The organism is Psychrobacter urativorans (genome assembly GCF_904846695.1).
GTDB classification, from domain to species: Bacteria; Pseudomonadota; Gammaproteobacteria; order Pseudomonadales; family Moraxellaceae; genus Psychrobacter; species Psychrobacter urativorans.
In genome coordinates this window covers 71,926-86,152 of sequence record NZ_CAJHBR010000002.1, presented here as the reverse complement: position 1 = coordinate 86,152, position 14,227 = coordinate 71,926, and the positions used below count along the sequence as shown (strand labels likewise).

General features: G+C 42.6%; 5 protein-coding genes. 1 reads left to right on the top strand and 4 read right to left on the bottom strand.

The window, feature by feature from the left end; genetic code table 11:
- Positions 1–194: 194 nt before the first annotated feature.
- Entirely contained in the window at positions 195–1,595 is a 1,401-nt protein-coding gene (locus JMY09_RS02510; RefSeq protein ID WP_201622019.1) for an ABC1 kinase family protein, read from the bottom strand.
- Positions 1,596–1,865: 270 nt separating this feature from the next.
- The gene (gene purD / locus JMY09_RS02505) at positions 1,866–3,215 is read right to left on the bottom strand and encodes a phosphoribosylamine--glycine ligase (RefSeq protein WP_201622165.1); all 1,350 of its coding nucleotides are present in this window, start codon (positions 3,213–3,215) and stop codon (positions 1,866–1,868) included.
- Between the two features lie 803 nt (positions 3,216–4,018).
- Between purD and JMY09_RS02500 the strand changes: the two genes are divergently transcribed.
- Positions 4,019–8,851 carry an NAD-glutamate dehydrogenase gene (locus JMY09_RS02500; RefSeq protein ID WP_201622018.1) on the top strand — a complete coding sequence of 1,611 codons (4,833 nt, stop codon included), beginning with the start codon at positions 4,019–4,021 and terminating at the stop codon, positions 8,849–8,851.
- Between the two features lie 96 nt (positions 8,852–8,947).
- Here the strand turns inward: JMY09_RS02500 and JMY09_RS02495 are convergent, their stop codons facing one another.
- The gene (locus tag JMY09_RS02495) at positions 8,948–10,186 is read right to left on the bottom strand and encodes a WG repeat-containing protein (RefSeq protein ID WP_201622017.1); all 1,239 of its coding nucleotides are present in this window, start codon (positions 10,184–10,186) and stop codon (positions 8,948–8,950) included.
- A 41-nt stretch (positions 10,187–10,227) separates the two neighbouring features.
- On the bottom strand, positions 10,228–14,205 hold the full coding sequence (locus JMY09_RS02490) for an AAA family ATPase (RefSeq protein ID WP_201622016.1): 3,978 nt from the start codon (positions 14,203–14,205) through the stop codon (positions 10,228–10,230).
- Between the last annotated feature and the right edge of the window lie 22 nt (positions 14,206–14,227).

The following is a 14,227-nucleotide window of genomic DNA, read 5'->3' as shown; positions in this document are numbered from 1 at the left end:
AAAATAGCCTAAGTAGAATAAACGCACTTAAAATAAGGTGACTTTTCTAAAACGTAAGATGATTTTATAATCCCAACAATGTAAAGATATTAAGATAATTGCTATAAAAAATAGCCTAAGTAAATAAAATAACCTCAAAAAAAACCGTTCCAAAAGGAGGAACGGCGAAATTCAGTGAACAATATGGTATTTAACTATAAAAAAGGTTTAACTAACTTGTTTGAATCAGTGTGTGCATCAAGTACCGTTAGAAAAGTATAAGCACCGATGAACTTTCGACTAATAAACATAAACTCTTTTGGTGGTAGATTAAACTCAAATGATTGCATAGCACGTTGAGCTCTTGCTGAAATTCGAGAATGTAACTTACTATTAGCCCAAATATAACGTTTACTATGGTCTAAACAGTTAGAGGGAATATCAGGGTTAGTGTCAGGATTACTAAACGGCTCAGTCGCTAGTAAAAATAACGTGGCAATATCAGAGCTTACTTTGTCACTCATACTGTCGAAGAAGTCATAACCAGTCATCGCCGTTCTCATAGCTTGATGATCATGATGGTAGCCGGCACGTAGTAGGCCATGTGCAATAGTCAGAAGTTGAGTGTCGAACTGACGTATCGCCCCAAAGTCTAATAATACTAGCTTATCTTGCGCTTGAGGGTCATTCTCATCAGCAATACGCACTAAATAATTACCAAAATTTGGATCCGTTTGCATCTCACCCCAGACAAAAATTTCTTGCATCATGATTTCTATCGCCGCTTGACCAATAGCACTGCGACGCTCATTAGGCAGAAGTTTCAGAGTTTCTGAAGCTACTGATACGCCAGCCTCATAGCTCATACACAAAAGATACTTACTAGAATAATCCCGATTAATTTTTGGTACTGAGTATCGCGGATCATTTGCTAAACGTTGATAAAAACGTTCTGTAGTAGCAGCTTCAATCGTATAATCAACTTCCACATGTAGTAAGTCGCGAATCTCTTCAAACCAAGTATCCAGCGCTCGGGTCTGTGGCACAGCATTACTGACTTTTAATAGACGCCTAAACAGCGCTAAGTCAGAATCAATAGCATCGGCAACACCTGGATATTGAATCTTTAAAACAACATCTTCACCTGTTGCAATGACGGTTGCACGATGTACTTGAGCAAGAGAAGCAGTACCGATAGGCGTGTGGTTAACTTCAAGCTCATCGAGTTTACTCCCCAGAGTACGACGTAACGTTTGCTCAATTTTTGGCCATGCCAAAATAGCAGTATCATCATTGAGAGTTTGCAGAGCACGAGTGATTTCAGGGGGCAGCACATGCTCGCCATACATAGCTAGCATTTGACCTATCTTGACTACTGAGCCTTTTAATTTACCTAGCTCTTGAGCCACATAATTTGCCTGCGCTTCCATAAACACTTGGTTACGTGCTGAACGGGCTTTTTTATCCAAAAACATTCCCGAAACGCTGTTACCTGCCCAGCGTCGCCCGATGTTTAAGGAGGTTTTAGCAATCGACATGCGACGTTCAAACCCTGAAGTTTTCAGGCTATCGATGGACTGCTTATTATCAGTAGGTTTAGACGTATCATTTGCCATAAGTATAAGGTATTTGTCAGAGTAAGAATGATTTGTGGGTCAGAGACTCACAATACAAGGGAGCGATGACGCCAATATACAAAATTGTATCACACTAAATGCCATAGATTGACCGAAGGTAACAAGTGCTCAACAGGCTTTAAAATAATACTGTTAAGCACTGATAATCTAGCGGTGTCTACTTATTTAATTTCAATACCTCTTGGCCATAAAAGACGCTTTGATTCGCCACTTACTTCACTAAAGCAGCAGTATTGTTTTGCTAGTGAACTACACAAGCTCACGGGCAATAGCATGATGACCAATATCGCGACGATAGTGCGCACCGTCAAAACTAATCGCTCCAGTGACCATTAAGGCTGCTTGCTGAGCCTCTGAGATACTATCCGCAAGTGCAGTGACGCATAATACACGCCCGCCATTAGTCGTTATCTCTTTGCTATTAACATCATCATTATTTATGGTTTGGCTATTGTCAGAAAAAGTCGTGCCTGCATGAAAAACTTTTACTGCTGGAATATCGGCATCCACAAGCTTGGGTAATCCTGATATCACATCACCTTTAGAAGCGCTTTCAGGATAACCTTTGGAAGCAACCACAATACCTAGAGCGGGGCGCGGGTCCCATTTTGCTTGACTAGGTAATTCACCTGCCAGCCCTTGAGTCACTAAGTCAACCATCGATGACTGTAAACGCATCAAGATAGGTTGAGTTTCAGGATCGCCTAATCGACAGTTAAACTCAATAATCGATGGGTCACCAGCGTCATCAATCATCAGACCGGCATACAAAAACCCAGTATAAGGATGACCGGCAGCATTCATAGCATCGACCACTGGCTGAATAACTTGCGCCATGACTTTATCATGCACTTCGTCAGTAACTACTGGCGCTGGAGAGTAAGCACCCATGCCGCCAGTATTTGGTCCAGTATCACCCTCAAAGGCTCGTTTATGATCTTGGCTAGTAGCCATTGGCAGAATGTTATTGCCATCAATCATACAAATAAAACTGGCCTCTTCGCCAATTAAGAACTGCTCAATCACCACACAGCTGCCAGCATCACCAAACTTATTGTCAGCTAGCATGTCATCGATAGCTTGATGTGCCTGCTCGACGGTCTCAGCAACAATGACGCCCTTGCCAGCTGCGAGTCCATCGGCCTTTATCACAATAGGAGCACCTTGCTGATCGACGTAAGCTTTGGCCGCTACGGGATCAGTAAAACCTTGATAAGCCGCAGTGGGAATATTGTTCTGTTCCATAAACTCTTTAGCAAAAGTTTTAGAGCCTTCTAATTGCGCACAATAAGCACTTGGCCCCCAAGCCTTGATTCCGGCAGCACGGCAAGCGTCTACTACACCTGTAACTAGCGGAGCTTCTGGGCCGACAATAACCATATCAATAGCATTATTTTGACAAAACTCAATAACAGCACTGTGCTCGCCAGCAATTGAGTCACTAGCGGCAGTTTCTAAAATGACATTCTCACATTTTGGCTCAAGGGCAGTACCTGCATTACCTGGGGTCACATAAACTCGTTGTACCTTGTCATCTTTGGCACATTGCCATGCTAAAGCGTGTTCACGTCCACCTGCGCCAATTATCAAAATATTCATCATGCGTTTTGCCCTTAATGCTGAGAGTTTAACTACTGGGTATTTAAGTGTTTAAATGCTGAGTTCTAAAATTCTAAACTATTAAGATATTACGTATTAAAATGTCGAGCTTTCTTATAATTATGTCATTATGCCAAAATCGATGGCTTCTCAGGTTACCATAGAGAGTTGCCGCTAATCAGCTTGGCGTATTCTAGCAAAAAACTGATCTCAATTACTATGTGTATTCGTAGGCAAGCGTGTAATAGCAATAAGTTTAAGGCATTAAGCATAATATCTACATTGTATGATGTTGAAACGCGTGAAAAACAGATAATGCGACTACTTTGTTATTAATAAATGACTAGGCGTAGCATAAAACGGTGATATAGGTTAGGCTTTATCTAAGTGGGTTTTTGCATTGCGTTATAAACGACAATATTAGCAAATACCCCTTATTTTTTTAGCAAAATTCTCTTTAAGAGCAGTCTCATTAATAAAGGTTATGAGAGTAAAGCTTATTCATGAAATGATGTTGTAAGCGTCAGCTATGGCAATAGCTGGGTTACACTTTAGAGGCAGCATCATAATAATCTCTACTCAATAATAACCAGATAAAAGTTCGAGCAGCAACAAGGTAACGATAGTTAGTAGAAAGATAGAGAAAATGAGGCTTGATTCTAAACAATTGTCTAAGAATAACTAACAATATTCTTGAGCAATAATTAGGCTTGAGTAAAACAAAGCTATGAATTATGAGCATGGACAGCATTATTCATATTAACCCAAAAATAAATTAATAAATTATAACAAGGACAATTGTTATGCCCAACTCACTTAATATCTCAGCGGAACGTATTAGTCAAATAAGTACTATTGCTACCAGCTACGTACAAAAAGATAAATTGCTAGTTGATTATTTTTTGCAGAGCTACTATCGACCATTACATAACGAGATTGCGGATGATATTAGTGATGTAGATTTAGCAGGGATGGGTCTACACCATTTTACTTTACTCAAAGCTTATGACGGCAGCAAGCCGCAATTGGCTATTTTAAATCCTATTGCTGAGGAACAGCATTTTCATAGTTCGCATACTGTAGTGCAAATAGTAGCTTATGATCGACCGTTTTTGGTAGATAGTTTACTGATGAGCCTTGAGGATCAAGGTATCGACGTGCATCGTATATACAACACTATTGTCAGTGTGAAACGTGATGAAGAAGGGCATATCACTCAAATTGATAGCGCGCCTGAGAGTGGTACTTCGCATATGTCGTTGATCCATTTTGAGATTGCTTATCAGGATGACGATGAATTAGTGATACTACATAAATTATTATTAGAAAAAGTAGACACTTTAGATGTCGTAGTCGGTGATTGGGAGCAAATGCAGTCGCAGTTAGCCACTATCAAAGCCGAGTTGACTAAGCAAGCTTTACCAGAGTTGTTCTATTCTAAGCAAGAAATCCAAGCATTTCTAGACTGGATATCTGATGATCACTTTATATTCTTAGGATTTAGAGAGTATCGTCTAGAAGGGCAAGATAATGAACAAGGCGCTGACCTAGAGCTGTTTGCTATTGGCAATAGTGGCTTGGGATTATTACGTGGCGCTGATGAAGATAAGATCTCTGATAGCTTTCATCAATTACCTGCTAATTTAAAACAGCTGCTAACTGAGCCACGAGTATTGATGCTCTCTAAATCAAGCCGTGTATCACCGATTCATCGTTCGGTATATATGGACTTTTTGGGTATCCATAAGTTTGATGACCAAGGTAAGTTAATTGGTGAATATCGCTTTATAGGGCTTTTGACCTCACAGGCCTATCAGCTTACGGTAAAACAAATCCCACTATTGCGTGAAAAAGCTAACAAGATCATGGCGATGTCAGATCTACCACGTAATGGACATGCTCATCATAAAATGATGCATGTGATCAATACTTTGCCACGTGATGACTTATTCCAAGCCAGCGTTGAAGAGCTATATCCTATTGTTTATGGTATTAGCCAATTGCAGGATAGCAAAAGTCTACGCCTATTTAGCCGAGTAGATCATTACCAACGTTTTGTTTCCTGTTTGGTATATATACCACGTGATAAATTCAATACTGAGTTACGAATAAAAGTTCAAAAAGTATTAGAAGCGGCTTATGGTGGCACTTCATCAGGCTTCACTACTGAGTTTAATGAGTCTGAGCACGCCCGTGTTCATGTGCATGTACGCACAGTGCCAGGGGAAGTTAATACTGTTGACAATAGTGACCTAGAGGTTGAGCTATCAGCATTGATGGAGTCATGGCAAGATAATTATCAGCAAGTGATGCTCGATAATGTCGGTGAACAGCAGGCTAATGCGTTACAGCGCCGTTTTTTAAACTATATTCCTGCGGCTTACCAAGAACGTTTTGATGCTAGAACAGCAGTCGAAGATACTAAGCGCTTAGCGGGCTTAAATGATGAATCCCCAATGCTATGGCATTTGTATAAGTCAACGGGCGACGCTAGTAATCAGCTGCATCTAAAACTATATGGCCGTCAACAACCAGTAATCTTGTCGAAAGTGTTACCAGTATTAGAGAACTTTGGGGTATCAGTCATCTCAGCGCAAACTTATGAGTTTGATCTACCAGAGCAGTCAATCTGGATGCAAGAATACGAGCTAAACTTAGAGCATGTTGATACTATCGATATGCGTGTTGTGCGTGCTCAGTTTGAGGACAGTCTAAAAGAGATATGGGCAGGACGTGTCGAAAGCGATAGCTTTAATGAGCTAATACTAACTACTAAACTTGATACTTATGAAGTGGTTATATTGCGCGCTTTATCGAGTTATATGCGCCAAGCTAGAGCACCGTTTTCTAGCGCTTATGTGCAGCAAACTTTGGTCAAATATAGCGCTATTAGTGTGGCATTAGTCAGTCTGTTCGATGCTCGTATGAACCCTAAGTATGATGAGCATGATAGTAGTATACGCACTGAGAAAGTGACAGAAATTCAGCAACAGCTAACAGCAGCGCTAGTCGAAGTTGATAGCTTAGATGAAGATCGCATTTTGCGTTGGTACCTAGATCTAATCAACGCTATGATACGCACTAACTTTTATCAGACTGACAGCGATGGTCAGCGCAAAGATAGATTGTCCTTTAAGTTCTTAGCGGCGGATATTCCGAATCTACCTAAACCTAAGCTGATGTTCGAGATATTTGTCTATTCACCGCGTGTTGAAGCTGTACATATGCGTGGCGGCAAAGCGGCACGTGGTGGCCTGCGTTGGTCGGATCGAATGGAGGATTTCCGTACGGAAGTATTGGGCCTAGTAAAAGCACAAATGGTCAAAAATGCGGTAATCGTACCAGTTGGTTCTAAGGGTGGCTTCATTGTCAAAACTAAGACTATTGCTGATGGTCGTGAAGCCTTCCAAGCAGAAGGTATTGCTTGCTATCAGACGTTCTTACGTGGGATGCTCGATGTCACCGATAATATTATTGACGGTAATATCGTCCCGCCAGCTAACACCGTGCGTCATGATGAAGACGATCCCTACTTAGTAGTCGCGGCTGACAAAGGGACCGCTAGTTTCTCTGATATTGCCAACGCTATATCTACTGAATATAACTTTTGGCTCGATGATGCCTTTGCTTCTGGTGGCTCAGTCGGTTATGACCATAAAGCTATGGGTATCACTGCACGTGGTGGTTGGGAGTCAGTGAAACGTCACTTCCGTATGCGCGGTATGGATATTCAAAACCGTGATGACTTCACCGTCGTCGGCATCGGTGATATGAGCGGCGATGTATTCGGTAACGGTATGCTGCAATCGACTCATACTAAGCTGGTTGCCGCCTTTAACCACCTGCATATCTTTATAGATCCTAATCCTAATACTGAAGACTCTTATGCTGAGCGTGAGCGCTTATTCAATACGCCGCGCTCTACTTGGGATGACTATGAGAAGTCACTAATTAGCCAAGGTGGCGGGGTGTTCTCACGTAACGATAAAACTATCGCTATTAGTGCCGAGATGAAACAGCTGTTCGATATTAGCGCTGATAGTTTAGCGCCGAACGACTTTATCAGCGCATTACTTCGTGCTCCCGTTGATTTGATTTGGAATGGCGGTATTGGTACTTATGTCAAAAGTGCTAACGAGAGCCATGCTGATGTTGGTGACCGAGCTAACGATGCGCTACGTGTCGATGGTGGCGAGCTACGCACTGCCGTCGTCGGTGAGGGTGGTAACTTAGGTTTCACTCAACAAGGTCGTATCGAGTATGCGCAAACTGGCGGGCGCATCTATACTGACGCTATCGATAACTCAGGTGGCGTTAACTGCTCAGATCATGAGGTCAATATCAAAATTTTACTCGGTAAAGTTGTCGAGCAAGGTGATATGACCCTTAAGCAGCGTAATGAGCTACTAGAGAGTATGACGGATACAGTCGCACAGTTAGTACTGCGTCAAAACTATCTACAACCACAAGCTATCGAGCTAAGCCATCTGCGAGCAGCGGCTAACTTGAGCGATCATCAGCGCTTTATTCAGCTGTTAGAATCTGAGCAACGCTTAGACCGAGCGATTGAATACTTGCCAGCAGATGAAGAGATTGCTCGACGTCAAAAAGCAGGAACTGGTTTGACTAACCCAGAACTAGCCGTAGTTATGGCTTATGGCAAGATGTGGATTTACGATAGTTTGTTATTGTCTGATTTGCCTGACGACCCGTACTTCGTCAATGAACTACGCAAGTACTTCCCTGATGAGCTAGTTGGCCGCTTCTTTGGTGAGATGACAGAACATCGCCTACATCGTGAGATTATCAGTACTTATTTGACTAACAGTGTGGTCAACCGTCTAGGTATTGAAGCGCTATTCCGTCTTTATGAGGAAACCGGACAAACCATAGATACTATTATTCGTGCTTATGCCATTACTCGTGATGTGTTTGAAGTATCCACCGCATGGAAAATGCTAGAAGCCTTGGATAATAAAGTCGATGCTAAGCTGCTACTTAATCTCGAGCTACGCCTGCGTGATGCGCTTGAGCGTGGGGTAGTGTGGTTCATCAATGCCTTTGGTCAAGAGTTACAAGTGACGGATATGATTGATCGCTTCGTCGGTAGTGTCAATAAACTGACTAAAATAGGCGGCTTTATTGAGCAGCAGTACGCTCAATACTTGCAAGAAGATACTGCCAGCTTAACTAAAGATGGCCTATCTGATAAGGATGCGGCGCTGTTTGCTATGCTTGCATATCATGTTGATGCTCTGGATGCAGCTTTACTCGCTGAGCAGTATGAACGCCCTGTCGATGAGATTGCCTCGCTATACTTTGAAGCCTATCGGGTGTTACAACTTGATTGGATGATGGATAATATTGCTACTCTACCACAGCAAGACTATTGGGATCGCCGTGCTCGTCATGCGCTAGTGAATGAGCTATCACGTAGCTTACGTATGCTTATGGATGCACTGTTATCTCAGCCTGATGCTAAGCAAGCCTTTAGTGACTGGAAGTCTCGTCATCAAGCGCAGCTAGAGTCAGTTACTATCGAGATGCAAAAATTAGATGGTAATGATGAGCAAGCTATTAGCTTATCAGCACTGTCAGTATTGATGAGTGAGCTGAGCGGAATAGTTACTAAGTAAGGATTACTTAGCGAGTTTAGTGATTAATAGATCTAAAAAAACCACTCTTATGATAAGGGTGGTTTTTTATTGTTTAATAATTGAAGCACAAAATAATTAATCCAACTCAATCAACGTAGCTAAATCAAACATCTTACCTTGCTTTTCTACCCATACTTTATTGCCTTCATCACGGTAACTATCAAACTGTGGCGCTAATACCATATTGGCTCGGTCATCGATAAGGCCAAACTTGCCATCTTGCTTGTAAGCATAAAGCTGATGGTATAGCAGTTTTACGATAGCTGACTCTGATAACAATATTACTTTACCTTTAGCGTCAATAATTTGGGCACTAACGATGTCATTCTTGATGTCTTCAGTCATCCCAGTAGCTGTACTACCTTCGATTAAATCACTACGTAAAAATAGTGTCGAGCTATCCCTGCTATTAAAAACCTCAATATTCTGATTGGCTGCAAAAGGGATAATAACACTGGCATTTTGATCGAGGAGAGCCGTTTGCCGTTGCATTTTTGAAGTAAATGCTTTTGTAGATATAGCCTGTAAATACAAAGGCTGACCGTTACAAGCGTTTAGTGGTTGCAACTCATCGTATTGCTGCGCAATTACCCAGTTGCTTTGATCATTAAGCAAGCCAACCTGAGCTGACTTGCCAGCGCCTACTAAAGATTTGATTAAAAAATAATCCCGATCATTGTCGCTATCATAATGTGCGTGACTGATAGCGGCGGCTGTAAGATTGAGTGGTACATCGACTGCTTCGATGAGTCGCTGGGTTGGTTGCGCATAACGATAATTGCCGTAGCCGTTGTCGATTCTACGTTGTTGTGGTGCATTGTTGACCGCAGGGTATATCCAATAACCCTCACGATCAACAATGCCTTGTTTGATTAGTCCGTTTGGCATATCAATACTGACAATAAAGCTAGTATAAATGTCAGGCTCAGTCACAATATCATCGTAAGCAAAAGGTACGATAACTTCGCCTGTTGCGGTAACGACTCCGTATTTCTTCCCACTTACCGTATCTTTGCTGGCGAGTAGGTACTTATTCATCAATATATAAGCATCGGTCAAGTTATCTAATAAGACTTTGCCGTTTAAGTCTTCTAGCTGTTGGCTGCTATCTGCCGATTCAATCAACTTGCCAGCGAACTTGCTATCGTCATCAATACGCTCAAAATAGCTATTGGGCAAATAACCAGCACAGTTGATGGTCGCTTGAGCAGAGGTAGTAATTAAAACAGAGGCCACCACCGTTAAGCAAAACACACTAATAGGTAGGACATTAGCGTAGAAGCTATCGATGAGTTTCTTTATAAGCATATCCATATCAAAGCCTTTGTAGCTAGATTCTTAAACTTGTTACTTCATCAACTGATAATCTTATGACAGCCCTGACCACTGATTTCACTAAAGCCACCAGAGAGTTTTTTGACCTGAATTTGGGTCAATATACGCTCTTTCAAGGCTTGAACGTGAGAGATGACCCCGATTAATTTACCTTCTTGCTGCAAGCTAGTCAAAGTATCGAGGGCGATATCGAGTGATTCGTCATCCAATGTACCAAAGCCTTCATCCAAGAAGAGCGAATCGACACGAATGTTATGACTGGCCATTTGCGACAATCCAAGCGCTAGGGCAAGGCTGATAATAAAGCCTTCGCCGCCGGAGAGGTTCTTGGTGCTGCGCACTTCGCCACCTTGATAGTTGTCGATGACATTGAGCTCTAGCGCATTATTATCGTCACGAATCAGCAGATAGCGGTCGCTCATCTTATGCAGCTGAGTATTAGCATGGCGAACCATAATATCAAAGGTTAGCCCTTGAGCAAAGGTACGGTATTTTTTACCATCGGCCGAACCAATTAGCTTATGTAGCTGCTGCCATACTTGTAGCTTTTGTTTTTGTTCATCAATAGCCTGACGTTTGTGTTGTTGAGCGCTTTTTTTGTCATTATTGTCTTTGAGCTGCCCACTTATCGCCCCAATCATTTCACTCAATCGAGTATTGCTGTCCTGCATTTGCTGTTGTTCGGCGGCAAGTGTGGCTCGGTCAGCCACAGTCAGTGGGGTGTCCAGCTTATGCTTGAGCGCTTGGGAGGTTTGAGTCAGTAATGACTGTACTTGCTGCAGCTGGTTATCGATACTTTGCTGGCGATGAGTAAGCTGTCTGCGCTGCTCTAAAGGTAGGCGCGCCGCCACAAAAGCCGCTTCATCCGTGAACTGCGATGCTGCTAATACAGTTGTAAAAGCCTGTTGTTGAGCTTGCATAGTCTGAGTAGCTGTCTGTAGCTGTGCGATCAGCTGCTGCTGCTTTTCTTCTAATTGTGCTAATGCTTGTGCCGTATTGTCATGCAGTCTTTGCGCCGCTATTTGCTCGTTAGTGGCCTGTGCAACTAAAGAGCGTAACCGACTTTCCTCTTCATCAGGGTGTTTATGGTCAAACTGCTGCTTTCTGTCCTGCCTTAATTGGTTCAATAATTCAGTCTGCTGTTTGATAGTCTCGCTGAGCTTATCAAGCTCCGCCGTATCCTTATCAAGCTGCATCTGTTGGGTTTTTATCTGAGTATTTAGGCTACTAAGGTTAGTAAACAGCGTTTGCTGGGACTGTTTTTTGCTATTGAATAGCTTTTTTAACTGTACTAAGCCGCTACGGTATTGGCGCAACTGCTCTATATAATCGTTAGCCTCTGCCGCATCGACAAGCGTTTGTTGATCAATACTAGTGCTTAGTAACGGTAAAACTGTTGGCAAAGTATTACAAACAGTATCCACTGCAAAAGAATCGCTTGTTAGCTCTGCAACATAGCTGCTTAGGGGATACTTAGCGACTAAAGATTGAACGGTGCTACTGACTGTTGCCAGCTCATAGAAGTTATTTTCTATAGTGCTATCTATAGTTGCGGTTTTTTGCAGACTAAGTTTTAGATCGCTTTCAATCGCACTGATATCCGCTGTCAGCTTATAGTACTGCTGCTCCTTGGTTTCGATAACTTTACTACTCTGTGTCAGGGAGCTGGTGAGGTTTTCATATTGAGCTAGCACAGCTCTAATAGCATTGCGTTGCTCAGCGAGCTGTTGCTGCATGGTATTTATTAACGCTAACGAGGTAGCATGATCAGTGATGATGGCAGTTGCTACTTTGCCCTCTAGCTGTTGGCGTAGGGCCGCCATATCGGCAGCTATGGTGGTTAATGGCGCAATGATAGTTGATACTGAAGGTGGTAATGAGACTAATACAGGGGTTTGAGTGGCTATTATCTTTTCAATGTCACCAGTTAAAGCCTTGACTTGATTATATAAAGGGGTTAATTGCTGCTGCTGTTGCACAATGCTAGTTTGCTTAGTGGCATAGTCGATACGATGCGCTGATAAGGTATGCTGTAAGCTATCGAGAAGCTTATCTAATTCATTCAGCTGATGCTTAGTCTGCATAGTTGGCGACAGCTGATTGCTGTTGTCACTGTCTTTGCCGGTTTCTAAAAAGGGATGATGCTTAGCGTACGGGTGCTCAGTAGCACCACAAAGTGGGCATGGGCTATGCTCTTCTAACTCGACAATATAATCTTCGAGCTTAGCGACTCTTTGTAGCAAGTCTAAGTGCTGCTGTTTATCTTGGCGTTTGAGCTTAGTCTCAGTAATGGCCGACTCGTCTTTGCTGATTAGTTGCTCGATAATTAGCAGTTGATCATTAATTATGGGTAGCGCTGAGTTTATAGCATTGATTTGTTCGGATAGCTGCGTTAACTGTTGGATCTTAGCTTTTATTTGCTCAACTTGACTACTGCTATGCTCAATTTGCTCTTGCTCAATCCGTCTATCAGCTAGTGATTTATTAGCTAGCAAGGCAGCTTGTTGCTGCTGTAATTCGCTAAGCTGCTGGCGAGCTGTAGCTATTGCCAATTGCTCTACCGCTTGCTGCTCAGCTAATTTAGCAAGTTGCTGCTGATAGTGTTTGGCTTGAGCGTCAACAGCCTTTTTAGCTTGTGCTTGGCTGATGTTATCTTGTAGTAAAGCTTTTAAACGGCTGCAATTACTATCAAAAATAGCGGTATCCGTATCAAGGTCACTAAGTTGACTATTGTCCTCAAGATACTTATCAGTACTCGCCAGCTGCGCCTGATTAGCGACTTGCTGCTGTTGGTGATTAACAAGCTCTGCCGCTTGGCATTGCAGGTTAGTAGATAGCGTATCTTGACGTTGGTTATAATCACTCAAGCTATGTGCTTGCTGTCTTATATCCGCATCTAAGGCACGTACTTTTATGATAATAGGCAAAGTCGCGTGTAGTTCGTTATCAGCTTGAGCTTGTAGATGGTGCACAGTAGTGAGACGATTAGCCGCTTGTTGTAAGCTAACTTGTTGCCCAGCAAGCTGGCTGGTAATCTGCTGCTGTTGAGCAGTTAAATGCCTTATATTATCACGACTGTTAACTAACTGACTGTATTGACTATCAATTTCTAGCGCTTTATTAGCGGCTGCTAGACGAGTAGCATCAGGGATAAAAGCTTGCTGGGCTTGCTTAGCTTGCTCAAGCTCAGTGCTAAAATTCAGTTGCTTTTGCTGCAACTCATGCACAGCATCCAGCCAATTAAGCTGCTCATTTAACTGCTTAAAGGTGTGTTGCTGCGCTGTCAGAGTGGTCTGATGGGTAGTTAAGGCGTGCTTAAGCTCAGCCTCTTGAGCGCTATCTAATAGGCTCAAGCCCTCAAGACCGATTTGCAGCTTGCTTAGAATATCTTCTTCAGCGCGTTTTTTTTCATGGACGTGCTCGGAGATAGTAGCGTAGATGTCAGTCCCGGTTATCTTCTCTAAAATATCAGCTCGCTCATCAGCTTTAGCCTTCAAAAATGCTGAAAAGCTACCTTGCGCCAATAGAATGGAGCGCGTGAATTGTTGAAAATCCATGCGTGTTAGCTCAATGATTTTCTCTTTAGTACGTGATAGCTTGGTCTCTAAAATCTCATCATCTTTGGCTGGCTCCTCAAGGTTTAGCTTAGCAATCTCATGAGTAGCGTCTTGTAAGTTACCATCTGACTTACCATAAGCTCGGCGCTGACCCCAACGGCAGCGATACTGACTGCCATTGAGAGCGATAACCACTTCAGCGAAACAGTCTGCAGTCTGCCGAGTCATTACCTCATTGCTGCTTTTACTAATACTATTAATCCTTGGCGTTTCCCCATATAAGGCTAAACAAATAGCGTCTAGAATAGTCGTCTTGCCAGCGCCAGTCTGCCCAGTAATAGCAAAAATACCTTCGTTAATAAAAGCAGGATCGGCAAAGTCGATATACCATTCGCCCTTAAGGGAGTTTAGGTTTTTTAGTCGCAGTTCGATTAGGCGCATGGTGGGGTCTTATGGTTTTAGA

What these genes read in the sequence shown, in the direction of transcription:
- JMY09_RS02500 (WP_201622018.1), top strand. Translation starts at nt 4,019, where the DNA reads ATGCCCAACTCACTTAATATCTCAGCGGAACGTATTAGTCAAATAAGT.
- purD (WP_201622165.1), bottom strand. Translation starts at nt 3,215, where the DNA reads ATGAATATTTTGATAATTGGCGCAGGTGGACGTGAACACGCTTTAGCA.
- JMY09_RS02490 (WP_201622016.1), bottom strand. Translation starts at nt 14,205, where the DNA reads ATGCGCCTAATCGAACTGCGACTAAAAAACCTAAACTCCCTTAAGGGC.
- JMY09_RS02510 (WP_201622019.1), bottom strand. Translation starts at nt 1,595, where the DNA reads ATGGCAAATGATACGTCTAAACCTACTGATAATAAGCAGTCCATCGAT.
- JMY09_RS02495 (WP_201622017.1), bottom strand. Translation starts at nt 10,186, where the DNA reads ATGGATATGCTTATAAAGAAACTCATCGATAGCTTCTACGCTAATGTC.